The sequence below is a fragment of the Moorena sp. SIO4A5 genome (assembly GCF_010672005.1).
GTDB lineage: Bacteria > Cyanobacteriota > Cyanobacteriia > Cyanobacteriales > Coleofasciculaceae > Moorena.
Genome location: NZ_JAAHHZ010000013.1, coordinates 1 through 23,937, shown reverse-complemented (window position 1 = coordinate 23,937; position 23,937 = coordinate 1). Strand labels below are relative to the sequence as shown.

Below are 23,937 nucleotides of genomic sequence, written 5' to 3'. Positions count from 1 at the left end.
AGTAGCACCATCTGTAGCCCATTAGCTAATAGCTAAATGCTTACTTTAACCCTAAATGTAACCGTATTAATCAGATATTATAGGATGCATATATTCTGCTACATTGCTCATAATTTTGGCCATTCTATTTTCCCAAGAGAACTGACTCCCCCACTCAATTTGAGCAGCATAACCATTCACGTTTCTGGGATAGGTTTCTAATACCTGCTGGAGGCAACGAGTCAATTGAGCTGGGTTATCTGGTTGACACCAGCCAGCAATAGCACTGGACGATTTAAATTCCATCAACGGAGGAATTTCCGTTGCCACAATCGGAGTTCCTGAAGCCATATACTCAAAGAGCTTCAGAGGAGACGTAAAGCTAGCCGCCTCACCAGAACAGTGAGGATGAGCCAAAACATCAGCAGCTTGGAGTAAGCTGGGAAGCTGCTGGTGGGGAATATAACCTAAGAAGGTAACATTGTTAGCTTGTTTTTCTTTAGCTAGCTGCTGATAAGACTGTACTTGAGATTCATTGCCACCAGCAAAGACAAATTGAATCTGTGGTAATTCCTTAGCAACATCAACTAATAAGTTTACCCCTTTGAAGCGATAGAGTCCTCCTGAATAGACCACTAACTTTTGGCGGTTATCCACCAAAAGTTTTTTGCGCCATTCAGAGGCTTGTTCTGGTTGTCTTACTAAAAAAGACTGATTGAAGCCACTATGGAGTTTGATAATCTTTTCTGGGGGCATACCCCTACGAATCATATCGTCCCGAATATTATCAGCTACGGTGACTGCGACTTGAAAAAGTGGGTTTTGGACAATGGATTGATCATAGTCACTTTTTTTATAATGTTCCCGCTCATAAATGACTGGTATACCATGCTTGATGGCTGTTTTGACTAAATTCCAATCCAACGTGTGTAAGATTTGAGTATGGGGAAAAATATGAATTGGAAAATAGTAACGACAAACGATTGTGCTGGGGCTAGTCAGTTTGCCTTTGATGTGACCAATGGGCCAAGGCATAGCTAGGGGAGCCACCTTGAGCTGATCCTGAATACTGTAAAACTTGGTCACGTTTTCCGGTGGCTGTTGGAGCCTAAAGGGATAAACCCAGTCTAAGGGATTTAGGGATTTCTCTGGGGGGTGGAGATAGACTAAAACAGTAGAATAACCAAGGTTAGCAGCAGCATTGGCGGAATTGACATCATGAACTAAGTGGGCAGCATTGGGTAATGGTAAAGTACTTCTGGTAAAAAAGATATAGTGTTTATTCATTATTAGTTAAGAAGTGTTAATTGATCAGATAGTCTGTTTGCAATTAATACTTAAGTAGTCTATTTACTGAGATCTCTACCACCATACTGCCCAAATTTTACCAAGCTATCCCCTTATATAGCGCTACGCGCAAGTCAGAAGTTAGAAGTCAGAAGTCAGAAGTAAGCTATGACTAAGTTTGCTGAGTTTAGGAATGTCCTAAGCTTAATGCGTAGTGCTATAACACTCTTACTTTTCATCAAACCATTCCGTCCGGACATCTCTAATTTCCAGCAATAGGGCGATTGCTAGTGTGTAAGCATTCAGCTATCAGCGTGTCGCGTATCAGCTTATGCGCGATGGGTCACAGCGTCGAAGCCTGTGCCACAAAGCTGTTCGCAAATCCCCAGACTTTCAATTCTGATTAATCTCGAACTATTAAATTATCCTGTTTGCGCGATGGGCATGCTACGCGAACGAGGTTTATTTTAAGCTGACGGCACCTCAAGTAGCACCATCTGTAGCGCATATGCTTACGCTAGTGTCTGCTATTGAAGATGGGGCAACGGATTGGTTAACCCATTTAACAGATGGATCGAGAATCGTCAACTACCAATGACCAATTACCCGATCCAATTACCCGATCTCAGATATGATTATGATAAGTAATCAACCGAGTACGGTATCATATCTCACATATTTTGTGATAAAACTAGTTTTGTCTACGGTAGATATTATCAAGTATTTGTATAAAAAATTACAGCAAATAATCAGGGATCAATTAGGTATCAATAGGATAGAAGCTTATTTTTAATAAAAATCACCTAGTCTTGGAGTGCCAATTTGTGCGGAATATTAAAATATGTAAACACTATTGCTAAGTATTGTTAAATTAATTCCCAAAAAAATAAGACTTAAATACAATAGTTAAGGAAAGATTAACGATTGCTGCCTCCAGATTAATCAGTTGAGTGGTTATATCTAACTAGTACAAGACAGCACAAATAAAGTAAAGCTACCATTCAAAACCAACGAAAAGCTTACATCATCAGCTTGCGGTGCGACCCGTGGCGAATTTAATTCGCCTACGGAAAGCGCACCGGGATCTGAATTTTGAATAATTCATTTTGAATTTACCAAAGCGGTACTAGTAGATGGTTGAACCAGGGTCGGTGCTTGTTAGAGGCAGTCATTTTTTAATAACTGACTGAATAAAACAAGGTTTAACATGCAGATAACACAGAACGTTTACTGTCCTAATTGTGGCAGTAGTGCTCAAAAGATTTATTGTCAAAACACTCACCTAACCCAGACTCAATGCCCCGTCTGTGATTATTTAATGATTAGCTGCTCTCGCACTGGCAGGGTGGTTGAGGCTTATGCCCCTGGCATCTATGCTCCTAGTGCTTAAGCAATGAGGGGGTGAGGGGGCGAACTCACGGCGTTGCTTAATAAGGGAATGATTTTAAGAGTTTTGTAGAATGGGCATCTTGCGTGGAACTGGCATCTTGCCAGTTTCATGCTTATTTTCGGGCGGGCAGGATGCCCACTCTACTCCTATTCATTCGAAGGCGGGCAGGATGCCCACTCTACTCCTATTCATTCGAAGGCAGGCAGGATGCCCACTCTACTCCTATTCATTCGAAGGCAGGCAGGATGCCCACTCTACTCCTATTCATTCGAAGATTCAGCAACGCCGAACTCACAAGGGTAGGTTTTTAACACAAGGGTCAGGAAAACATCCCTTGTGTTTTTTTTTCACTTCCACAAAACACTACTTCTCTACTTCTAAGTACTCCTAGATGCTCTAAGTTGTCCACAAGCGGCGTCTTTGTCAAGACCACGGGAATGGCGTACACTGACAGCAATGTGTTGCTGCTTAAGAGCTTCAACAAAGGCTTGAATCCTGCGGTAACTAGGGCGCTGGTAATCTACCTCACTAATGGGGTTATAGGGAATCAAATTGACATGACTCTGAAACCCCCTCAGGTTCTTAGCCAACTCAACAGCATGTTTTTGAGAGTCATTCAGTCCACCCAAAAGGATATATTCAAACGTCACTCGGCGACTTGTTAAGTTTACATAGTCTCGACATTCATCTAATAGTGCTTTGAGAGGATAGTGCTTGGCACTAGGAATCAGTTGCTCCCGTAGCTGCTGATTTGAGGCATGTAGACTGACGGCAAGGGTGACTTGTAGTTGATGCTGAGCGAGTTGGCGGATACGACCGGGAATACCAACTGTTGAGATAGTAAGCGATCGCGCTCCAATCCCCAGGTCCTGATTAAGAGACTTGACTGCACCTACCACAGCTTCGGTATTCAGCAAGGGTTCTCCCATACCCATAAACACCACATTGCTGACTCGTTGTTGAAAATCTTCTCTTACTGTTAAAACCTGATCGACAATTTCATGGCGAGCCAGATTGCGAGTGAATCCGCCTTTACCAGTAGCACAGAAGTCACAAGCCATGGGACAACCGACCTGGGAAGACACACAAACGGTCAGACGCTTTGGTGTGGGAATACCCACAGTTTCAATAATTTGACCATCTGATAACTGGAGCAGGTATTTTACCGTACCATCCTTTGCTTCTAAGCGGTAGTGTAACGTTGACCGACCAATGGGGACATCGGCGAGGGTGTTACGCCACTGTTTAGGAAAGACAGAAATTTGAGAAAGCGATCGCACTCCTTTTTGATAAATCCATCCGTGTAACTGACGTCCTCGATAAGCTGGTTGTCCCTGTTGTTGTATCCAGCTGGTTAACTCTACTATAGAAGCTCCTAACAATGGCGGAATTGAGTTTACCAGTGGTGAGACTGACTCCCTGACATTAGTCATGGTTTGGACGTTTGAACCATTGCTACTGAGGTCTGGTTGAGGGATAGAAACATCTGGGCACATAAGGGCTTTAGGGGAAATAGGATATCAGGATCTGATCAGAGCAAATAATTCTATAGCGTTTCTAGGATTTATGAGGTACGCTTTTAAACCTAAAAGTCCCCCTTGATAAGGGGGACCAACGGGGGATCCCTTTGTACCTCATGGCATAGAGAATTGCTATAACAGGAATTATCGTTAAGTTAAACTACCATGGCGATCGCTACTTCTTATTTAGACAGCGATCCTCCTGTTAAATCCTCAGTACATAATTTTAGTCATTTGTCTAAAAAAATTAGATGGTTTTGCCCTGGACAAACCTCCTAATTATAGGCTATTTCAGACCCGGTACAAAGTTTAACTAATTTTTCAGGGCAATTATCTTCTGGAATCCGATGGTAGTGATGCACTAGTAAAATTTTAAAGTGCGCAGGATAATTAGTATGATCGTTGAATTCCTGTGGAGGTTTTCATGACTCAGACGATGGTTTTACCAGGCACTTACATTGAGGTGCGTGATCAGGGGTTAATTAGTCCTGGCGGGGTAGTTACAGGGAACATTGGAATTGTTGGCACAGCGGAAAAAGGACTTGTAGACCAGGTGCAATTGCTCGGTAGCTTGTCTGAAGCTAAGGAAATTTTTGGGAAAAGTGACGAGTGGCAAGATGGGACTAAAAATGAACTTACATTAATTCGTGCTCTAGAGCTGATTTATCAAAATGGAGGGCAAACAGTTTATGCCGTGCGGACAGCTGCAAAGTCAAGCTGCTCTAAGGCAAAATATGAATTGAAATCGGATTCGGAGACATTGCTGACGCTGCAAGCTAAAACTCCTGGTAATTGGGGCAATGAGATCAAGATTACAGTTACAGTTAACACAGAAATAACAGTCAAACTCTTCCAGGACAGAATTGAGGAAACATACTCAGTAAAAACAATTGAGGAACTCAAGACTGAGGTTAATCAAAAATCAGCTTTGGTGGAGGCTGAGGAGACTATAAAACCGGGAAAACCAAACCCCGTAAATGATGCCAACTTCAGTGGAGGCAACAATGGTGCTGATGCCGCCAGTGACGATTACAAAAGAAGTTTAGCTCTCCTAGAGAATGAAATCGTTAACATTGTGTTACTAGCTGGGCAAGATGTTACCAAAACAGGGATGTTAACCGCTCTAGAGGGACACCTGAAGACAACAGCAGGAATCAAGCGAGAGCGGATTGGCATCATTGGTAGTGGCTTTACCAACGGTAAAGATAGCTTAGAAACTATTACTGGTCACACCGTCAACAATGACCGCATCATTTTTACAGCACCGGGAATTTTGGTTTCATCTCAAGGAAAGCAAAACAAGCTACCCGGTAGTTACCTAGCTGCTGCTGTGGCTGGGATGCTTTCTTCGTTGCCTGTACAAACCAGTCCCACTAACAAAACCCTAACAATTGAAGGTCTAACTACGGAATTTAACAGTGCAAAACTGGAAAAACTGGTCACAAACCGTGTTTTAACAGTAGAAAAACGGGCTGGATTTCGCATCGTTAAGGGAATAACCACTGATGATGGAGCCTGGAAGCAAATCACTACCAGACGGATTGTAGACTATGCAATCTACGGAGTTCGTAGCAGTTGCAATCCCTATATCGGCAAGTTGAATAATGAACGAGTGCGGGGAGCTATGAAAGCTACCCTGAATGCTTTCTTGACGCGCATGGTAGATAATGAAGCCTTGGTAAGTTATCAACTTGATGTATCAGCAACCCGCGCTCAAGAAAAAGAAGGGAAGGTGATGGTTACCATGACTCTAATGCCAACCTTTAGCATCGACTTTATCCAGGTGACGATGTATCTCGAGTAAAAAAAGACAGTCAGGCACCATCAGCTGCCCTCACAACGAAGGATGAAAATCCTTAAATTTCGGAAATATTTAGGAGGACTAGTATGCCCAATGTTAATGTCTTTCGCGGTTCTGATGCCTCGTTAGTTCTAGCTGTCGATGACAGTGAGTCAGTAGAAGGTAAACTTGCGGATAGTTTAATTGGTGAGTATGAATTTTCGAGTATAGTTGGGCGCTTACAGAACGTAACGGTCAAGGTAGAAAATGAGTTACGACCTTACCACGAAATTGGTAAGCGTTTCCCAACGGAGTTGCGTCCCGGAAATATCAATGTTTCTGGCTTCGTGCAACGAGCTCATGTTAATGGGGCTTTAATTAGGCTGCTGCTGGGTGATGGAGCAACAAGTCCTCCGCCAGTTGCCGCAATTCCTCAACCTTCCTTTAATATCGTTATTTCCCTGAAAAATCCAGCCTTTCCTGACCAAAGTAGTACCCTTACTGTGTTTGGTGTTAAGTTTGAAAGCTGGAGTTTTCAATTACCTGAAGATGATTTTGTGATGGAAGGAGTTAGCTTTAAAGCTTTACGCATTAGTGCAGAGGAAAAGAGTTAACCAATGACAAATAACTAATGAATTCAATGCTCAAATGGAACCAACACCAGAAGAACTCCTAGCTGGTTCTACCGTTATCTTTAATGTTGTAGTGCCTCCACATATCTTGCAACCTACTCAAAGCAATCAGCAGTCAGAGGCTGATGTGGTTGTGCAGCTACGTCCTTTGACTATTGGTACGTTTGGGCTAATTATGAAAGCCGGGAAAAATGATCCAGGGTTAATTCCCTTGTTGATGATCAAGGAATCACTGGTAAAGCCAGCGCTTTCCTTAGAACAAGTCAAAAAGATGCATCTGGGGTTGGTTAACTTTTTGATCGCTCAAATTAGACAAATCAGTGGGTTGACGGAAAAAAAAACGTAAATGGCTTGAGTGCTTCCCCATTGGTAAAAGCCAGCTACCGTTTAGCCCGTGCATTTGGCTGGACTCCCCAACAAGTGCAAACAATGACCATGGGGCAAGTCTCGATATACTTACAAATGTTAGATGAAGAAATTAGTCATGGCGATGCCTGGGGAAAGCTTTCCTAATATCAATAACGCTCTCGTCGCTCTTGGGGAAGCCCTACGTAGTGAGTTTCAAGCCTTGATTGGTGAATACACCGCAGGGGGGTTAGCTGGGAATTATTTGACGAGTGAGGATTGCTCTGAAATCCGCTGTTTAGAGGAAGTTGTATCTCAGGTTGGACAGCTAGGTGAGGAATTCACAGCTTTGGAGACCTGGCTGACTTCAGGGTTTATCCCAAAAGGTTTAGCAACTCCTAATCCAACTATGGAGGATAGTTGGTCAACACCAGTCCGTAGAGATCAAGTAAGCAAGGGGAATAATAGCGAAGTTTTTGTTACTTCAGGGGATGTATTGTCTAGGGTGGAATCAGGGGCTACAAGAAGGCAGAAGGCAGAGGGCACAGGGCAGAAGGTTCCCCCTGCACAGGAACTGGCGCATACAGATGGGGAGTTTAAGCCACCATTACCAATACTGCCTACAGAGACTCTTAACAGAAGGCAGAAGGCAGAGGGCAGAGGGCAGAAAGTGCCCACAACTACTCCTGCACAGGAGCTGACCCTAGATGAAGAACTCTTCCGTTCTTCCTCCTTTGCTCCCTCAACCCAACCTATATCTAAAAAACCGACTCTGGGCAGGAATGAAGAAGTAGTCTTACCAAAGCATTCGAGTAATGTTCAGGGTTTGAAAGAACTGGCCGAATTATTACCTTCCCAGGAACAGCTAGATTTAGCAAACCCTAATCTGGTTAGTGCCTCTGATCCCACGTTGTACTCAAACCTAGTAGATCCGGAGGACTTGGAGGATAACGGAGATCAAGTACTATTTACCAACGCAACTCCCGATCAACTGATTGATGACTATGGGAGTGGTGAAGAAATTAGTGGTGCGAGTCCCGAAACCTTGCAGAGGTTTCCCTTGGGTGCGGATATTGATATTGCATCACCCCAGGCTCTTCAAACTTCCAGTGATCCATCAGCCATCAGCCATCAGCTATCAGCCATCAGCCATCAGCCATCAGCTATCAGCCATCAGCCATCAGCTATCAGCCATCAGCCATCAGCCATCAGCCATCAGCCATCAGCCATTACCCATTACCCATTACCTATTACCCATCAGCCATTACCTATTACCGATTACCCATTACCTATTACCCATTCTTCCGATCCCAGCAAGCTAGAAACAGAGGTTGAAACAGATATGATCAGCCGCAACGGTACACCAGAAATGGACTTAGATGAGATTATGGACGCGATCGCTCGCAAAGTCAGTCGCGAATACCGTAGATTTTATGGGAGCAGCTAATCATGGCTATTGAGTTAGGAGGAATTAAGCTAAACCGGGTGCATCGGCTGGTCACCCTAGAGCAAGCGAATTTGATCTCCCATCGTGTTCCTGGTATGGCAGGAAACCTTGTGCAGGACTTGGGACGGGATTCAGTATTCTTAGGGATTAGTGGTATCTTTTACGGTTCTCAAGCAAGTAAGGACTTGGAGAAACTGCGACAAATTTACAAACAGCGGAAACCTGTGGATTTTATTGCCGAAATTGTTGGCAGAAGCTACTTTGGCCAGGTTATTGTGGAACGATTTGAGGTGTTTCAATTAGCTAAGGAGCCAGAGCAGTTCAGCTATACTTTGACCATTGCTGAGTATACTGATCCTCCTAGTAGTCAAGGGTTTGCAGGTGTTGCTAAGGTAGACGATTCGATTCAGGTTAAGGCGAAGAATCTGATGGATGTTGCCACTCTTCCTGATGCTCTACAACTGGGTACTATTCCGGAAATTACTAACCCATTTGAACCGTTAAAAAGAGCTTTAGAACCCGTACAAGAAGCCACAAAAGATTTAGATAAAGTAACAGAAGGATTAAAAGCTATTTTTGGGATTTAAGTTGCCGTTTTTAGCTTTAAACCAGCTTTTACACACAAGATTAAGTTAATCAGACTCAAGATTATGGCACTCTCTATTGTCGAGCAATTCAAAGACATTAATCCTAAAGTAGCATTTGCTGATGCTCAAAATCAATGTACTCAAGCGGAAAGTACTGTTGCTCAACTGGCTCAAAATGGTCTTCCTGATGTTGGTAATTATCAGCAGCAAATAGAAGAGCAGCTTCCTCAGGTCGATTTTACAAATGTAAAGAAGATAATTGCCCAGGTGCCTTTATCTGCTGGGGAACTGAAAGCAGAATTATCCGGAAAAATCGACCAACTCACAGAACTTAACTTCGACAGCCTTACCGCAGCCATTCCCTTACCCAAGGCAGCTGATTTCGGAGATTTGAAGATTGCTGATGAAATTAAAGATACGATTTCCTCTTTAACTCAAGACTTGATAGGTAGTTTCAGTATCGGAGAATTGCCTACAGGCACACCAACTATCTTTGGGGAATTTGAAGAATTTGTCACCAAGGCAGGGATGCTACCTGTTCGCACCTTGGATGTTTTATTCAAAGGACTAAAAAAATTACTCGATAAATTGTCAGATCCAGATGAATTACTGAAAAAATTTGAGTCACAAGCCCTCACCGAAATTTTTAAGGAACAGATTAACTCCTTAGCAGAACAACTTCCTTCCAAGGCTATTAGCCGCATTGAAAGTAATATTAAGCGGCGAATTGAATTAATAGCAGAATATAACAAACTGCTGGATTCCCTAAAAGACCCTACTTCCCTAAAAAAAGAGCAATTTAAAGAACTGATAAAAAGAACTAGAGCGATTGCTAGAGAATTTGAGAGCATTGATGCTAGCACAAAGACAGCTCTGGCAAATTTACAAAACTTTGATATCACAAATTTACAAACTGCTTTAGAGGAATTAATTAGTACTACAGAAGGTGGTGCTACTACAGGAGGTTTAGTTCCTTTCTTTAATAAAATCAAGACTTATATTGAGACTCTGACAGCTAAAGTTAAAACTATTACCGATAAACTCAGGGAGTTTGCCCATAAAATACCAAAGGTTATTGAACAAGCAATTAGTCAGGTTGAGGAGATTGCTACTAAAGTCACCAAAGCTATTACCGACAAAATTCAGCAGGGAGAAGAGCTGTTAAATAAAGTCAAAAGCTATCTTGAAGAAATTATTCAAAAGGTTAAAGAGTTTCTTAAAAATACTTATGGTAAGTCCCAAGAATTAGTTAAACCATTTAAAAAAGTATGTAATGAAGCCTCCACAACTATTGTTGGTAAAGTTGATGAATTTTCTAAAAACCTCGAACAGCAAACTGACCACATAAAAACGTCAATTGAAAGTGTTAATACTCAAATTAAAACCCAGCTCAACCGAGAGCAGTTAGACCATAAAATCAATGAGCTGTTTGACAAAGTTAGTGCCATTTTGGACAGTCCTCAGATTACTAATGCCCTAAAACAAGCTGAAGAGGGTATGGGGACAATTACTGACAATCTCAAAGAAGTGTCCCTTAAACCAGCGTTTCAAGTGGTGGTAACCAAAAGCAATGACTTGGAGAAGGAGTTAAAAGCGGTTGATGTCTCTACCCTTAGTACCCCGGTTAAAACCGCACTAAAAGTGGGAACAGAGGTAATTAAAGCGGTGGATGTTCCGGGTGTCGTTAACCCTGAGTTGAAAGCTGCCTTTGATGAGATTTTAGCTCCCTTAGACAATATTGTGGCTTTAATCGAAGGGGAATTTAATAAAATTAACGACAAAATTGAATCTTTACAACCTGGTACTCTGGTGGTTGATTTTCTCGAGCCCTATCTTACTCCTGTGATCAATAAATTAAATGAGTACAAGCCTTCTATACTTCTTCAACCAGTTAAAGACTTTTATAATGATATCATTGAAAAACTAGAAGTGATTAATCCCAAGCAATTGTTGGATTTGTTAGAAGAATTATACGAAAAGTTGTTAGGGGTGATTGAGTCCTTATCTCCCAAAACGATAACAGATTTCCTGAATCAGCAGCTGGCAACTGTCAAAACCCAGCTAGATAATTTACCTGTCGAGAAGCTTGTGGGCAAAGTGACGGATGGTTTGAGTCAAGTAGATAAGCTGATGGCGAATATCGGGTTGTCAGATGTCCTCAAGTCAGATTTTTGGAACACTTTGCAGGAGATATTGAGCTTCAGTTTTGCCGAAAAAATTCAAGAGGTTGAGAAAATCCGAGATGGGATCGTGACCAAGGTGAATGCAGTTGATGAGCAGGGTTTGACACAGCAATTGCAGGAACTCCAAAACGCGATCGCAACTTACACCCAGACTCCCGATGATCTAGCAACCGATGGCGTTGCCGGACAAGTTACAGCTTATCAGCAGGTGGTAGCAACTCTACCAGCACCACCAGCAGCCAGCTTGCCAACTCTACCAGCAGAAATTGCTGTAGATTATGAAGATTTGCGAAAACGCTTGGAAAACCTTTATCAAAACTTTACTGCAACTTCCCCCCAAGAGGTTCTCGAACAAGTCAATACTATCGTTACAGACACCACTAGACTCCAGGGGAATGAGAGCCAACGCGATCGCTTGCAAGAAAGTGCCAACCGCACTTCTCCTCAGCAGGTAATGGCTAACTTCAAGCAAGTTATTCCCGATGAACTCAACCGACAGATTGTCAATCCTCTGCGGGAAATTCTCCAAGCTTTGGACAAATTACTAGAGCAGCCTCGTACTGTTCTTGGTGACATTGGCAATGTGATCAAAATTATCGAGGATGCTCCGAAACGATTAGTGGAGATTCTCAGCCAGGTTGCTCAGACGCTAGGAGACCAAATTCGTCAGGCAATTAATGGGGTTAAGAATGCCATTGACAGTCTGACTAATGAGGTAGTAAAAGCAATCGAAGGGACATATACAACAACTTTGGAAACCTTAAAGTCTCTGAGGCCGAAGCTACTGCTGAATTCCTTTGATGAGAGTGACTTTAAAGATATTGATAGTTTAATCCAAAAACTTGCTCAACCCGAGGATAACGTTTCTAAGTACATCAATAGTAAGCTTTCTGAGACTACTAAATTGTTGCTAAAGGCGAAGACAGAAGGAACTAAACAAGCGGTGATTCGAGAGTTGAATAACCTGCTGCTCCAGGAAGACTTCTACAATAAGCAACGGTTTGAGGGAGTAACCTTGACTACCGAGGTTAAAGTTTTAAGTTTAGGTGACTATAAAAGTGATCTGGTTCACTTTAACCGTTTGTTAATCGAAGCGAGTTATACCCAAGACCTGATTGTGATGAATATGGAATCAATTTTCCCTTATTTAAAAGACAAGCTCAAAGAGATTTATCCTCAAAACATTGTTGATGAACTAGACCAGTTACATGGAAATATAATCCAACTATTAAGAGACATTCCTCAGGCAGTAGGTGATGCTCTAGATAGCCAGTATCAGCAAAAAGTAGTGCAAAAGACCGAAAAATTGCGAGGAGCTATTAATAAGCTTTTTTTAGCACTGCGGCAACGGCTTGAGCAGCTAAAAAGTGAACTGGATATTGGTTTGGAGGATGTGGCTGATTCTTTTGATCGCTTGTTGAATGCTTTGCCGGTTTAGTTAGGGAATAGGGAATAGGGAATAGGTAATGGGTAATAGGTAATAGGTGATTGGGAGGGTAGTGCTATATCAAGTTTATCTTGATCGCTAATTTTCCCAATTCCCGATTCCCGATTCCCGATTCCCGATTCCCCATCCCCCATTCTAAATTCTAAATTCCAAATTCTAAATTCTCCTGATGTTAAAAATTGCTTACACCATTAAAATTGGTAGCGTTGTCTGTAACGCTGGGCAACAAACGCAGCTCATTGAGTTGCGATCGCATAGTTCTTTAACTATTCCGGTTAATACCTGCTGTCTTGTTCTAGGGTTACCACAGGGTTTAACTATCAGTCCAGAAGAGCTGGTATCGGTGGAATTGGGCTATGAGAATAAGCAAACGTTAGTCTTTACCGGTAAGGTTAGTAGGGTAGACTGGAGCATTGACCGTGTCAGGATTGAGGCTGCCAGCACTTTTGGGAGTTTGACCGCAGCTCGGTTAAATCGGGTTTACGAAAAACCAAATGCTGGAGATATTGTCAAAGATATTCTCAAGTTGGGCAAGGTGAAGGTGGGGCAAGTGGAGAATGGTCTGAAATTTTCGGTCTATGGGGTGGGAGAGTTGAGGTCAGCCTATGACGAGCTCGAGACCTTAGCACAACAATGTGGCTTTGATTTCTATGCCAACACCCAAGACAAAGCTGTATTTGCCAAATATAACCCTGCCAGTACCCATCAATTCAAATATGGGGAAGACATTCTGGCCTTGGAATTGGAGCAACCCCATCCTGGGGTTGAGCAGGTAGAAATTTACGGGGAAAGTCCCAGCAGTCAAGGACAAGGAGAACAGGCTTACTCTTGGCTTACGAAAAAAGAGGTTAAGGGTACTGCTGGTTCCGGTTCTGGTTTTACGACTCTACGACTGACTGACCCCACAGCTCGTACCCAGGCAGTTGCTCAGAAAATGGCTGAGGCGGTTTTGGCTAAGCAGCGCCAGAAGCAACGGGGTGAAATTAAGGTGCTAGGTAATGCTAATGTCAAGCTAGGAGATGAGATCAAGGTGTCAAAAATGCCGATGGCTACCCTGAATGGTAGCTTCAAAGTCACGGGAGTGAGCCACCGTCTCAATCGCCGTAGTGGTTTTTGTACTGTAATTGATTGGGAGGAAGTGTGACAGACTCGATTGTTGGAGTAATGCAGAAGGTTGCTCGGCAGGAAGCACGTAAAGTTTACACTACTGAGTTGGGGATTGTGACAGCGGTGTTTCCCCATACCTCTGAGAGTGACAAGGACAACTACCAATGTTCAGTCAAGTTAAAGAACAAGAAACAGCCAGACGGCAAAGACTTTGAATTGCGCAAAGTGCCAGTAGCAACCCCCCATTTAGGACTGGTTAATATTCCCAATGTTGGGGATTTGGTGTTGGTTACCTTTATTGGGGGTAATCTCAATGCTCCTGTGATTATTGGTCGGCTCTACAATGACCAAGACCAACCCCCTGTCAACAAGGAAAAGGAATTCTACCTACAAAATAACCCGAAAGACGGGGGTAGTTTGAAAATTGATCAGGAGGGGGTAGTTACTATTACTAGTAAAAATGAGAAACAGGTGATTACTGTCGATGATGAAAAAATTGATCTCACCAACGAAAAGTGCCATGTCACCCTGGAAGGAGGAGATGCTACCCTGAAAAACGAAAAATGTACCGTGGCTTTATCTGGTGGTAATATCACTATTGATAACGGCACCTGCAAGATTAAAGTTGAAAGTGGGGGCATCACCATTGATGCAGCTAGCTCTAATGTCACCGTCAAAAGTGTAGGTTCGATCAAGATTGGGGATGCAAGTACGGCTTCTGTACAAGTTGGTGGACGGTTACCGGCTAATGCGGTTGGTGATAGTGACGATATTATTCTGAGTACCCACACCCATGTGGGTAACCTCGGCGCTCCCTGTCCGGTGATGGTGCCAACAGAGAAGATTAATTCAATTCAGGCAAAGGCGAGAAATACCAAGGTGGGGTAATGGTTAGAATCAAAGGGGCAAATAGCGATTATAAATTTTTAAATGGCTCAATTCAAGATCTAAAAGGAGACCATCCTGTTTACCTCAAAATTTTCGTCTGTCCTTATGATATGCCTAGCCCCATTGAGGAACCTGATGAAAATGGTTGGTGTGAGGGGACAGATGAGCAATGTCCTCATGGTAAAAAGAATGGTGAAAAAAGTCCTGGTCATGCTCTAATTTGTTTACATCAAGAGGATGGTATTTCCCTAGAAACGAATAACAACGTAACGGCAACCGGACCCCTGGTGGCTGAGAAGGGAATCACGATTAAGGATGAGCTGGTGTTGGATGTCTCAGAGGCAAAGGCGGGGTTGGTGATCACGATGAAGGGAGAGGAAATTTTACGCCTTAATATTTCTGATCAAGGTGATATCGAATTGTCCCCTCTCAATCCATCAAAAACTCTTAAAATTAACGGCAATTTGGAGGTAACTCAAGGCTTGACGGTTGCCGATAAGGAGTTACCAATTTAGGTAATAGGTAATGGGTAATAGGTAATAGGTAATGGGTAATGGGTAATGGGTAATGGGTAATGGGTAATGGGTAATAGGGAATCGGGAATCGGGAATCGGGAATCGGGAATGGGTAAAGAATATTCTATTATTTTACTGTAGACACTATATAGTGTTTATCGTAGTTATGAGGCACGGTTGTCAACCTCAAAGTCCCCCTTATTAAGGGGGATTTAGGGGGATCAATTTTTACCTGATGGGATATAAAATTGCTCTAATTATAAATAGAGGAGATTAATGAAATCACAGCTTCAAGAAGCGGTCAACATTGCTCAGTCCCTTTCATTAGTAGAGCAGCTTGAACTACTCAAAATACTATCCACAATTATTCAAAAGAACCATGCCCTAGAAATTAAAACTATACCAGAAGGCGATAATACTGACTTTTCAGCAGAAAGCTTTCGCAAATCTTGGCAGCAAGCTGTGACTGGACAAACCCTACCCATTTCTCAAATCTGGGAGGGAATTGATATTGACTGACGCTCCGTTAGTTGAGGTGCAACTTACTCCTGAGTTTCAGCGTAAATTGAGAGCAGTCAAAAAAATACCAATTAAAGTAGGGTGGGCAAAGTTATCTTATCTAGAATACTCATGTGAATCAAAATGTTTTTGCCCACCCTACAAGCTTGTTTGTAAAATCAGTTTAGTGCGATCGCAAAATTCCCCATTCCCCATCAGCCATCAGCCATCAGCCATCAGCCATCAGCCATTCCCGATTCCCGATTCCCGATTCCCGATTCCCGATTCCCGATTCCCGATTCCCGATTCCCGATTCCCGATTCCCGATTCCCGATTCCCGATTCCCGATTCCCGATTCCCGATTCCCGATTCCCGATTCCCCATTCCCCATTCCCCATTCCCCATTCCCCATCACCAAATGGAAAAAGATTTATTATTCACTCGCCGCCACAGCGGACAATTCATTTCTGAGCGACAATTCGTAGACCTTCAAAGTGTCAATCGTGACTTGGCCACAGCGACAGGTTTAGATAATTTGGCTCAGGCAATTCTCAATCGCCTTTACACCCGTAAAGGGGAGCTTGCCGCTTTGGGACATCCCAATTATGGGTCACGGCTCCACCTGTTAGTGGGTGAACAAAATAATAATCGTCTTCGCTCCCTTGCTAATCTCTATATCCGTGAGTGTCTAGCTCAAGAACCTCGGATAGAAGAAATCAAGGCAATCTATTTTGAGCCTCCCTCTCGTCAGCAACGTTATACACTCGTAGCAACTTTAGTCCTTAAACCTGTAGGTGAGGAAACACCCTTGACCCTGAGCTTCTCCGTACCTGGAGCGTAATGTGATGGTTTTTGACAAAAAAGGCTTTGCTCAACTGTTCGAGGCGATGCAGAGTCGCACTCCTCCCACACTAACAGATTTTCAAGAAGGCAGTGTGGTGCGCACTCTATACGAATCTTTTGCTTGGGAACTCGCCGTCCTCTACGAGCAGATGCAACGGGTATATCTCTCTGGTTTTGTGGATACCGCCGAAGGCATTGACCTTGACAAAGTTGTTGCCATTTTAGGCATTAAGCGGGGAGAACCGGACTATGCTACCGGAAAAGTTACCTTTACGCGAGATATCGGCATTGATGAAGATATTTTTATTCCCAAAGGTACACTAGTTACTACGGAAGATACCCAGGAGTCTCCCAAAAAAGCCTACAAGACCATTGAAGAAGGCAAGATTTCCAAAGACCAAACCACTGCCCAGGTGAGAGTCCAGGCTCTACGACGGGGTAAAACAGAGGAAACTGAAGCTGAAACCATTGTGGTGATGCCTCAGCCGGTAGTGGGGGTGAAGTCAGTTAATAATCAAGAAACCCTGGGATTTACCGGTAAACTACAGGAGAGTGACGAACAACTGCGCCAACGAGCCAAGCAAACCTTGTTGGCGACCAGTGGCGGTAATACTACTTCCATCCGGAATGCTCTGTTGAGTTTACCTGGGGTGAGGGAAGTGCAAGTTAGAGAAAACTTCCACTTCCCTAGGGGCAAGGTAATGGTTACTCATCGTGAGTCCCTTACTGAAGAGCTTAAGGTTCCCAAAGGGACAACTATAACACTCCAAGTCTCAGACACAAAAACTAAAGACTATCACACCACTCAAGAGGTAATCCTCTCAGCAGGTCAAAATCCAGCAGTGGAGGTGGAGGTAGAGGCTGGTATTCCTGGAGCAGCTGGGGAAGCTCAGGCTAATGCAACTTGGAAAGAGTTAGTGGTTGATAGGGTAACTCTTACGGTTAGCAATGAGCGGCCTATTTCACGGCAAGACTTTGGCATTATTGAAATATTCGTTGATGGCATTGATTTTACAGATCTTGAGAAAGTTAGTCAGCTCAAACAGGAAATTGACCGAGTTAAGGCAGCGGGAATCTACCCATTACTTAAACCGGCGACAGCAGTGAACGTTGATGGGGTATTCCAACTTGAACTCCAACCAGAACTGAAACTGTCTCCAGAGGAACGGCTACAGTTGGAAGAACAGGTCCAGCAGACAATTATCTCCCATCTCAAAGACCAGAAAATGGGTCAACCCCTGCTGATCTCTCAACTCACGAGGAAGATACTAGGCTGCAACGGTGTCAATGATTTAGTTGATTTTACCCTCACGACCAGTATTCGTAATTCAGAAGGCACTGAACTGTCTACCCAGCACTATAAATCCTCCGAAACGCCAGTGAAACGGCTAGAAGTAGATATCTTAGAAAAGTTCACCCCCCACTCGGTTCGCGTTGCCTCAGAAATCAAACCCCTGCTTGTAGCCTTACAAATTAAGGCTCAAGCACTAGATGACCAGAAACAACAGGCAATTGAAACAGCGCTAAAACAATATTTTGCTGACTTCAAACCATCCCAGGAAGTGGTTAAAAGTGAGATTAAGGCAAGAATTGAAACAATCACCACCATCGAAGCAATCAAGTTAATTCCCTCCTTCTGGCAACCAGGGATTCCCTTTGATGGCGAAACCGTTAAGGTCACGTTTGTGGAGCAGGCTCAGCTCAGTTCGGTATTTCTCTATGAGAGATTACTCACCATTACTGGAGCATTGAAGTTAATCCTACCGGTTACAGTTACCCAACAAGAGAAGCAGCACATTTACCAACAGGTTGAGGAGCAGGTTAGTGCTTATTTTGAGCAACTCCAACCAGAAGAAAATATTCAACTTGAGCAGCTGGTTAAGCAAGCAAAAACCGTAGAATCAGTGCTAGATATTAATTGGAAACTGGAGGATTTTCGGTTTATTAATGGGGAAGATGCTGAGGATATAATTGACCGAGACCAGAAGCAAATTCAGGTAAACAAATTTGAAAAAACTCAGTTAGGTGATGCTGATAAGTTTATCATTACCAGCGATATCTAGGTTGTTGAGGTTGCGATCGCTACTTTGAATTTAAGGCTAACTCCGGCGGTTGCGGTTCCCAAAACTGTTGCTCCAGCACAACTAAAGAATGCCATGAAAGCTGCAGTTACAAGTATTGTGACTCCCTCTCTGGAGCAGTTACCCAAACTAGCAGTGGGAGAAAATCTGGATTATAACCAATTGAAAACTCTGCTGCTGGTGGATATCAGGACTAAGGCAGGCAATCTGGCCAAGGAAATCCTTAAGATTTTCATCAGCAATGGCCAAGTTTCAAAGGAAAATCAGGAGAAGTTAATGGAAGCACTCCGAAGCTTTCTCGGAGATTCTAGCTACACGATTGATCAGCTTGAACTCAGAGCCAAGGGTAGCTCCTATCAGGACAATATTCCCATTGCGATTGTAGAACGGGCTGAGATTCAGTTACAAGTGCCGTCTACTTTGGAAATTGTAATTGAAGATAAGTAATGTAGCAATTCTCTATCCCATGAGGTGGGGATCCCCCTAAATCCCCCTTAGCAAGGGGGACTTTTCCCAGCTAATTGGATGCTTCTTCCCCCCAGAATTGGGGGGCTAGGGGGGCAAAATTCAGTATCAAAAAACTTTTCAGATATCCTCTTAGAAAGGGGGACTTTGAGTAGGTAATGGGTAATAGGTAATGGAAAAACGCGGCAAAACCACCAGCATCACCAATCGGTTTCCTCACTTCTATGACGGAGCCAATGTTGAGAGTTTGCTCTACCAATTTATTGATGTCTTTGGCGTCTTGCTAGAGCAAGGGGAAACCGACTTGCTCGCTGTGATGCGTTCCCATCATGTGGATACCGCTGACAATGAAGGGTCTCAAGGCTTTATTGCTAACAAAAAGGGAGATTTAGATCAACTTTTTGCTCTCTACCTAGAAGCTTTAGGGGGCACCTCTCAACTGGTACAGGTTAGTCACCAGTTTAGTCCAGGGAGTCTTAAAAATGTCAGTAACTTGGCCAAGAAACTTCATGAAGGCAGGGATGAACTGTCTCAGTATTTGCGATCGCAACTTGATCACGATACCAAGACCCTTCTGGAGCGCTATCAGGTTTCCCAGGCTCAATTTAACCTAGAGTCTTTCAGGGATCTGCCCGGTCTGGCCATTAAGCTGTTGGTTGCTACCGTTGATACCGATCCACTCAGTCATTATCTCAAGATTCACTTGCCCCCAGAAACCCTGGAACTGCTGAATCACTATGACGGTTTCCCCCCGCTTCCTGACCCCCTACAGCAGGGACTGGTGCAAACACTCAACCAACAGCTGGTTAATCCCTCCCTCTATGGGAAAAATAAGCGATACTTCCAAACCCTGAAACTTGGCAAAGCCGCTCAGCAATTGCTGGCACAACAACCAATCGGGGAAGACCGACAACGTTTCAATCGCTTGTTGTTAGATGCTGCCTATCCAGACTATATCAGCCCTAGCCCTATTCCCACTCTGGCGGAGGTAGAACAGGGGTTAATAAACGGACTCAATCTTTGTCTTGAAGACCCCTCACTATACCAAAAAACTTACCAAGACACCGACCAACCCCGACCAGAAACCCCTCCCCAGGGAGCTGATCTGATTATCCAGAATCGGCAATTGCTAGAAGCAGCCTATCCCAATGAAATTGCCAAGAGTTATGCTCCTTACCGAGAGCGACTCAAAGGCTTGATTCAAATCCTCCGTCAAGGAGCAGCTACCAAGCAAGGGATTATTGATTTGGTGGCAGCCAACTTGGGAATTTTAGGAGATTCTCCCGCAGCTCAAGCTGCTAAGGAAACCATTGAAATTAAAGAGTTCATGCCTCGGCTGACTCAGTTGCATCCTCATAATCAGCCAGAACATTCCTACGTGCTGACACTTGGGGAAGAATTTGAGGTATATAACCCCAACCCGCAGCCTGAGAAAATCGAAATTTTCCTGGCAGTTCAGCCAAGTCTGCCTGTGGTATTATACAATTTGCGAGTTGTTAGGTGCGATACTGAAGAATCGGTTACTTACCAAGGAGAAGCGAGGGCATCCGATGTATTGTCCTTTCGAGAGAATACTGTTGAAGTCAACGGTAAACCTTATGCAACAGAAGGAACGCCCCAACTACCAACCCAAACCTCTCGCTGGCGGCTGGAAGCCCAGTTAGCTGATGGGGTTCCCCTGGCACGATTTGACCAACAGCGCTTTGGTGAAACCACCTTTGCCTTGAGTCAACCCGCCGTCTCTCTGGAAATGAGACTCTACAAACTCACCCCAGGGGTGTTTGAGGTAAAAATTCCTTGGGATATTCCCGGCTTTACTGATAAGTTTCAGCAAGCAGGGGATCATCCTCGTCATCAAATTGCTGGAATTATTGACAAGGTTAAAGCCGCTGGTGTTCTGGGGATGATTACCTATGAAAAGCGCTTTCAGGAAACTCACGAGATGGTAGCACGGTTGGGAGTCGAGCGTTCTCCTTTTCTGGAAGAACATCTTGCCGAAGATACCTTGACTATTAGTAGTCTTCAGGTTCCCTATCCAGAGGGAGTAGTCCACGAAATGTCTGATAACCTGCTTACTTGTGGAGTATTTGACTATACTGGCTTTGATAGCGGGAATGGTTTTGGTTGAAGAAAGGGAGTAGGGAGTAGGGAGTCGGGAGTCGGGAGTCGGGAGTCGGGAGTCGGGAGTCGGGAGTCGGGAGGGTGAATGCCAAGTTTTAACTTTTAACTTTTAACTTCTAACTTCTAACTTCTAACTTCTAACTTCTAACTTCTAACTTTTAACTTCTAATTTATAACTTCTAACTTCTAACTTCTAACTTCTAATTTATAACTTCTAACTTCCCGATTCCCGATTCCCGATTCCCGATTCCCGATTCCCGATTCCCGATTCCCGATTCCCGATTCCCGATTCCCGATTCTTAATTCTATGATAATTGCCGAAACCCTCGACATGAAAGGTAGGTTGACTATCCAAAAATATAATCCTCAAGCTCAGCTGGTGCAGGAAGTTAAAGCTGACAACTCGATTGTTTACACAGGGCGGGAATTAGTTGCCAAGTTATTTACTAATCAAACCATTGATCCGATCCGCTACATCGCATTAGGGACTGGCGGCAGCACCAAAGTTGCTCCAGCTACGGATACTCAATTGGGACAGGAGGTGTTTCGGAAAGAACTTAAACCGTTTGAGTCCAAAGATTTAATCGAGACTGGAGACGGTGACAGTAAAAAGTGTAAAATTATGTTGTCTGTAGACCTAGATTTTGGGGAACCTGATAAACAGCCAGTTGAGTTGACTGAGGCGGGTTTGTTCAATAGCCTAGAAAAAGGCAAGGGAATCATGTATAATCGAGTGATTTTTCCTGTAATTACCAAGAGCGATAAATTTAAGTTAACTCTTGTGTGGGAAATTTTATTTTAGTGAGAATTAGAAAGCTTAGGGAGCAGCAATGACCAACGGCTTTGAACCAAAACAGAAAAATCCTGGAGATTTGATCCTTTCGGCAGATTGGAATGCCGCCATGGGTGAAATTGACCGTTTGGGGAATACTCTTAAAGACATAAAACAAAAAGCAACAAGCTTCCAGGGACCTCTAACCATTGCAGAAGCCCTGAACGTTAAGGGCAACGTAGGAATTGGCACAGACACTCCCACCGCTAAACTGGAAGTCAAGGGAAACCTGAAACTAGAATTAGGAGAAGCGGTCAATGAATTTTCCAGCGATATTACCTTGGCAGACAACTCGAATCAAGCTGTCCCCACGCAACTGGCAGTGAAAACCTATGTAGAACACCAAGTCCAAGGGGTAAAAGCTAGCGCCAGAGAGTCGTTTGAAACTAAAAAGCTCCAAGTCAGTGAGACGCTGACGGTAGAGGGTGCTACACAGCTCAATGGCAGTCTGCAACTGGGGCAGGGCGTACAAGTAGCGCAATTTAGTGAGACCATCGGCCAATCCAGAGAATCCTCCCTGGTAGTAGTCCCCACGCAACTGGCAGTGAAAAACTATGTAGACAATAAAGTGCAAGGGTTAGACGATAGCCTCAAAGCCTACATCATAAAGCTTTTATATGAGCCAAAATTATATGACATAAAAATAGAATCCTTTAAGTTAGCTCAAGGAGTCATTTTGGAAATGGCATACATCCCAGGAGGTATGTTCTTGATGGGTTCCCCTATTAGTGAATTTAGGCGCAGTGATGACGAAGGCCCCCAGCATTTGGTAAATGTATCAGGGTTCTGGATGGGACAATTTCCAGTAACTCAGCAGCAGTGGCAAGCCGTTCTTGGTAACCCTAAACTTAAGATTGAGGATGACCCCAAAAACCTATCTAACTTTAAAGGCGATAAGCTACCCGTTGATAATGTATCATGGCATGATTGTCAAAAATTTTGTGAGCGACTCAATCAAAAATTTCAGGGTCCACTCCAGGGTCGAAAATTCCGTTTGCCGAGTGAGGCAGAATGGGAATATGCCTGTCGAGCAGGTACGACAACTAGATATTACTTTGGTGACAATGAGTCAGAACTAGGAGAGTATGCTTGGTACAATCGTAATTCTGATCACAAAACTCATCCAGTAGGACAAAAAAACCCGAATAACTGGAAATTGTATGATATGATGGGTAATGTCAGGGAATGGTGTGAAGATACCTGGCATGGCAACTATTATGGTGCCCCAGTAGACGGTAGTGCCCGTATTGATAATAATAATAATCGGTTGCTGCGCGGTGGCTCTTGGAACGGCAACTCAAGGTACTGCCGCTGTACCTATCGCCTCAGTAGCTCGACGAGCAGCAGGAAGCATAACCACGGTTTTCGGGTAGTTTATTCCTAGGCGTGGAATCTTCTTTGCCCTTTCGCCTTTTTCTAAGTAATAGGTAATCGGGAATCGGGAATCGGGAATCGGGAATCGGGAATCGGGAATGGAGAATTAAGAATGGAGAATTAAGAATTGAGAATTGAGAATTGAGAATTAAGAATTGGTAATCGGGAATTTAGGATAGGGATCTTGTAGGGTGGTCAAATGGACATGACTGCTGATAAAATTGCCAAACTCTCATTATTTGCCCACCCTAGCCTAGGGAATGCGATTTTTCTATGGGATGCTTGTTGTTTCAGGGATCCGTTGACTGCTGGAGCACCTGTTTCACAAGTTCAACCTCTAATTCTAAAGCTTGGGCAACTTGTTCTACGGTTAACCCCAACGCTAACAACCGAGGTATCGACTCTAATTTGCCTTGAATTTTACCTTCAAGTCTACCTTCTTGTATACCTTCAAGTCTGCCTTCTTGTATGCCTTCAAGCCTACCTTCGGCTAAAGCCTCCTGATAAACTTTAGTTTGCCGTAAATCACTTAAACTAAACATGGCTTCTATCTCCGTGCGACTGAGTTTGGGTAACTTATACACCAGTATGGTCTCTATTAATTGTAGAAGTTCTC

At 43.6% G+C, this 23,937-nt stretch carries 24 protein-coding genes; 18 read left to right on the top strand and 6 right to left on the bottom strand.

Annotation, left to right across the window (positions count from 1 at the left end; translation table 11 throughout):
* Positions 1–66 precede the first annotated feature (66 nt).
* Complete coding sequence (locus F6K57_RS07685; RefSeq protein WP_293045963.1) at positions 67–1,266, bottom strand: glycosyltransferase; 1,200 nt, start codon at positions 1,264–1,266, stop codon at positions 67–69.
* 1,207 nt (positions 1,267–2,473) lie between these two features.
* Between F6K57_RS07685 and F6K57_RS07680 the strand changes: the two genes are divergently transcribed.
* Positions 2,474–2,656 (top strand): replication restart DNA helicase PriA, encoded by a 183-nt coding sequence (locus F6K57_RS07680; protein ID WP_293024026.1) that lies wholly within the window; start codon positions 2,474–2,476, stop codon positions 2,654–2,656.
* Between the two features lie 377 nt (positions 2,657–3,033).
* On the opposite strand, the gene rlmN is transcribed toward F6K57_RS07680, so the two are convergent.
* Positions 3,034–4,089, bottom strand: coding sequence for a 23S rRNA (adenine(2503)-C(2))-methyltransferase RlmN (gene rlmN / locus F6K57_RS07675; protein ID WP_293024045.1), 1,056 nt, complete (start codon positions 4,087–4,089; stop codon positions 3,034–3,036).
* 511 nt (positions 4,090–4,600) lie between these two features.
* Here rlmN and F6K57_RS07670 point away from each other — a divergent pair.
* The 7 genes from F6K57_RS07670 to F6K57_RS07640 all read left to right on the top strand — a co-directional run bounded on the left by F6K57_RS07670 (position 4,601) and on the right by F6K57_RS07640 (position 12,588).
* A complete protein-coding gene (locus tag F6K57_RS07670) occupies positions 4,601–5,980 on the top strand; it encodes a phage tail sheath C-terminal domain-containing protein (protein ID WP_293043504.1) in 1,380 nt (459 codons plus the stop codon).
* Positions 5,981–6,063: 83 nt separating this feature from the next.
* A complete protein-coding gene (locus F6K57_RS07665) occupies positions 6,064–6,570 on the top strand; it encodes a hypothetical protein (protein WP_075899924.1) in 507 nt (168 codons plus the stop codon).
* 34 nt (positions 6,571–6,604) lie between these two features.
* Entirely contained in the window at positions 6,605–6,934 is a 330-nt protein-coding gene (locus F6K57_RS07660) for a hypothetical protein (RefSeq protein ID WP_075899926.1), read from the top strand.
* A gap of 5 nt (positions 6,935–6,939) precedes the next feature.
* Positions 6,940–7,101: a hypothetical protein gene (locus F6K57_RS07655; protein ID WP_158069592.1), complete on the top strand. Its 162-nt coding sequence runs from the start codon at positions 6,940–6,942 to the stop codon at positions 7,099–7,101.
* Positions 7,058–8,380 (top strand): hypothetical protein, encoded by a 1,323-nt coding sequence (locus tag F6K57_RS07650; RefSeq protein ID WP_293054632.1) that lies wholly within the window; start codon positions 7,058–7,060, stop codon positions 8,378–8,380. Before F6K57_RS07655 ends, F6K57_RS07650 begins: the two co-directional genes overlap by 44 nt.
* Positions 8,381–8,382: 2 nt before the next feature.
* Positions 8,383–8,967 carry a DNA circularization N-terminal domain-containing protein gene (locus F6K57_RS07645; RefSeq protein ID WP_075899928.1) on the top strand — a complete coding sequence of 195 codons (585 nt, stop codon included), beginning with the start codon at positions 8,383–8,385 and terminating at the stop codon, positions 8,965–8,967.
* A gap of 63 nt (positions 8,968–9,030) precedes the next feature.
* The gene (locus F6K57_RS07640) at positions 9,031–12,588 is read left to right on the top strand and encodes a hypothetical protein (RefSeq protein ID WP_293066268.1); all 3,558 of its coding nucleotides are present in this window, start codon (positions 9,031–9,033) and stop codon (positions 12,586–12,588) included.
* Here the strand turns inward: F6K57_RS07640 and F6K57_RS07635 are convergent.
* Positions 12,585–12,731 carry a hypothetical protein gene (locus F6K57_RS07635; RefSeq protein WP_293024009.1) on the bottom strand — a complete coding sequence of 49 codons (147 nt, stop codon included), beginning with the start codon at positions 12,729–12,731 and terminating at the stop codon, positions 12,585–12,587. The genes F6K57_RS07640 and F6K57_RS07635 overlap by 4 nt on opposite strands.
* A gap of 35 nt (positions 12,732–12,766) precedes the next feature.
* Here F6K57_RS07635 and F6K57_RS07630 point away from each other — a divergent pair, with 35 nt between their 5' ends.
* The 8 genes from F6K57_RS07630 to F6K57_RS07595 all read left to right on the top strand — a co-directional run bounded on the left by F6K57_RS07630 (position 12,767) and on the right by F6K57_RS07595 (position 21,122).
* Positions 12,767–13,741 carry a hypothetical protein gene (locus tag F6K57_RS07630; RefSeq protein WP_075899932.1) on the top strand — a complete coding sequence of 325 codons (975 nt, stop codon included), beginning with the start codon at positions 12,767–12,769 and terminating at the stop codon, positions 13,739–13,741.
* Positions 13,738–14,592: a phage baseplate assembly protein V gene (locus tag F6K57_RS07625; RefSeq protein WP_081431195.1), complete on the top strand. Its 855-nt coding sequence runs from the start codon at positions 13,738–13,740 to the stop codon at positions 14,590–14,592. The genes F6K57_RS07630 and F6K57_RS07625 overlap by 4 nt, the downstream gene beginning before the upstream one ends.
* A complete protein-coding gene (locus tag F6K57_RS07620) occupies positions 14,592–15,107 on the top strand; it encodes a hypothetical protein (RefSeq protein ID WP_293066264.1) in 516 nt (171 codons plus the stop codon). The genes F6K57_RS07625 and F6K57_RS07620 overlap by 1 nt, the downstream gene beginning before the upstream one ends.
* 276 nt (positions 15,108–15,383) lie before the next feature.
* Positions 15,384–15,626: a hypothetical protein gene (locus tag F6K57_RS07615; protein ID WP_075899936.1), complete on the top strand. Its 243-nt coding sequence runs from the start codon at positions 15,384–15,386 to the stop codon at positions 15,624–15,626.
* On the top strand, positions 15,619–16,446 hold the full coding sequence (locus F6K57_RS07610; RefSeq protein WP_293066261.1) for a GPW/gp25 family protein: 828 nt from the start codon (positions 15,619–15,621) through the stop codon (positions 16,444–16,446). The genes F6K57_RS07615 and F6K57_RS07610 overlap by 8 nt, the downstream gene beginning before the upstream one ends.
* A 4-nt stretch (positions 16,447–16,450) precedes the next feature.
* A complete protein-coding gene (locus tag F6K57_RS07605) occupies positions 16,451–18,511 on the top strand; it encodes a baseplate J/gp47 family protein (protein ID WP_293066258.1) in 2,061 nt (686 codons plus the stop codon).
* Positions 18,512–18,535: 24 nt separating this feature from the next.
* Entirely contained in the window at positions 18,536–18,976 is a 441-nt protein-coding gene (locus F6K57_RS07600) for a hypothetical protein (RefSeq protein ID WP_293066255.1), read from the top strand.
* A gap of 190 nt (positions 18,977–19,166) precedes the next feature.
* Complete coding sequence (locus tag F6K57_RS07595; protein ID WP_293066252.1) at positions 19,167–21,122, top strand: hypothetical protein; 1,956 nt, start codon at positions 19,167–19,169, stop codon at positions 21,120–21,122.
* On the opposite strand, the gene F6K57_RS07590 is transcribed toward F6K57_RS07595, so the two are convergent.
* Together F6K57_RS07590 and F6K57_RS07585 are read right to left on the bottom strand one after the other, a co-directional pair.
* On the bottom strand, positions 21,067–21,207 hold the full coding sequence (locus tag F6K57_RS07590) for a hypothetical protein (protein WP_293066249.1): 141 nt from the start codon (positions 21,205–21,207) through the stop codon (positions 21,067–21,069). The genes F6K57_RS07595 and F6K57_RS07590 overlap by 56 nt on opposite strands.
* A gap of 94 nt (positions 21,208–21,301) precedes the next feature.
* Positions 21,302–21,448: a hypothetical protein gene (locus F6K57_RS07585; RefSeq protein WP_293066247.1), complete on the bottom strand. Its 147-nt coding sequence runs from the start codon at positions 21,446–21,448 to the stop codon at positions 21,302–21,304.
* 10 nt (positions 21,449–21,458) lie between these two features.
* On the opposite strand from F6K57_RS07585, the gene F6K57_RS07580 reads away from it, so the two are divergent.
* Both F6K57_RS07580 and F6K57_RS07575 read left to right on the top strand, forming a co-directional pair.
* Positions 21,459–21,917, top strand: a complete 459-nt coding sequence (locus tag F6K57_RS07580) for a hypothetical protein (RefSeq protein ID WP_293023976.1) — start codon at positions 21,459–21,461, stop codon at positions 21,915–21,917.
* Between the two features lie 28 nt (positions 21,918–21,945).
* Positions 21,946–23,331 carry a formylglycine-generating enzyme family protein gene (locus tag F6K57_RS07575; RefSeq protein WP_293066244.1) on the top strand — a complete coding sequence of 462 codons (1,386 nt, stop codon included), beginning with the start codon at positions 21,946–21,948 and terminating at the stop codon, positions 23,329–23,331.
* Positions 23,332–23,611: 280 nt separating this feature from the next.
* Here the strand turns inward: F6K57_RS07575 and F6K57_RS07570 are convergent.
* Positions 23,612–23,937 (bottom strand): Rpn family recombination-promoting nuclease/putative transposase (locus F6K57_RS07570; protein WP_293066241.1); only part of this gene is annotated, 326 nt, incomplete at its 5' end.

Excerpts from the sequence above, each read along its gene's own strand:
- F6K57_RS07645 (WP_075899928.1), top strand. The coding sequence starts at position 8,383 with ATGGCTATTGAGTTAGGAGGAATTAAGCTAAACCGGGTGCATCGGCTG.
- F6K57_RS07665 (WP_075899924.1), top strand. The coding sequence starts at position 6,064 with ATGCCCAATGTTAATGTCTTTCGCGGTTCTGATGCCTCGTTAGTTCTA.
- F6K57_RS07605 (WP_293066258.1), top strand. The coding sequence starts at position 16,451 with ATGGTTTTTGACAAAAAAGGCTTTGCTCAACTGTTCGAGGCGATGCAG.
- F6K57_RS07685 (WP_293045963.1), bottom strand. The coding sequence starts at position 1,266 with ATGAATAAACACTATATCTTTTTTACCAGAAGTACTTTACCATTACCC.
- F6K57_RS07620 (WP_293066264.1), top strand. The coding sequence starts at position 14,592 with ATGGTTAGAATCAAAGGGGCAAATAGCGATTATAAATTTTTAAATGGC.
- F6K57_RS07635 (WP_293024009.1), bottom strand. The coding sequence starts at position 12,731 with ATGGGGGATGGGGAATCGGGAATCGGGAATCGGGAATCGGGAATTGGG.
- F6K57_RS07585 (WP_293066247.1), bottom strand. The coding sequence starts at position 21,448 with ATGTCGAGGGTTTCGGCAATTATCATAGAATTAAGAATCGGGAATCGG.
- F6K57_RS07650 (WP_293054632.1), top strand. The coding sequence starts at position 7,058 with ATGAAGAAATTAGTCATGGCGATGCCTGGGGAAAGCTTTCCTAATATC.
- F6K57_RS07575 (WP_293066244.1), top strand. The coding sequence starts at position 21,946 with ATGACCAACGGCTTTGAACCAAAACAGAAAAATCCTGGAGATTTGATC.
- F6K57_RS07660 (WP_075899926.1), top strand. The coding sequence starts at position 6,605 with ATGGAACCAACACCAGAAGAACTCCTAGCTGGTTCTACCGTTATCTTT.
- F6K57_RS07615 (WP_075899936.1), top strand. The coding sequence starts at position 15,384 with ATGAAATCACAGCTTCAAGAAGCGGTCAACATTGCTCAGTCCCTTTCA.
- F6K57_RS07640 (WP_293066268.1), top strand. The coding sequence starts at position 9,031 with ATGGCACTCTCTATTGTCGAGCAATTCAAAGACATTAATCCTAAAGTA.
- F6K57_RS07670 (WP_293043504.1), top strand. The coding sequence starts at position 4,601 with ATGACTCAGACGATGGTTTTACCAGGCACTTACATTGAGGTGCGTGAT.
- F6K57_RS07595 (WP_293066252.1), top strand. The coding sequence starts at position 19,167 with ATGGAAAAACGCGGCAAAACCACCAGCATCACCAATCGGTTTCCTCAC.
- F6K57_RS07630 (WP_075899932.1), top strand. The coding sequence starts at position 12,767 with ATGTTAAAAATTGCTTACACCATTAAAATTGGTAGCGTTGTCTGTAAC.
- F6K57_RS07680 (WP_293024026.1), top strand. The coding sequence starts at position 2,474 with ATGCAGATAACACAGAACGTTTACTGTCCTAATTGTGGCAGTAGTGCT.
- rlmN (WP_293024045.1), bottom strand. The coding sequence starts at position 4,089 with ATGACTAATGTCAGGGAGTCAGTCTCACCACTGGTAAACTCAATTCCG.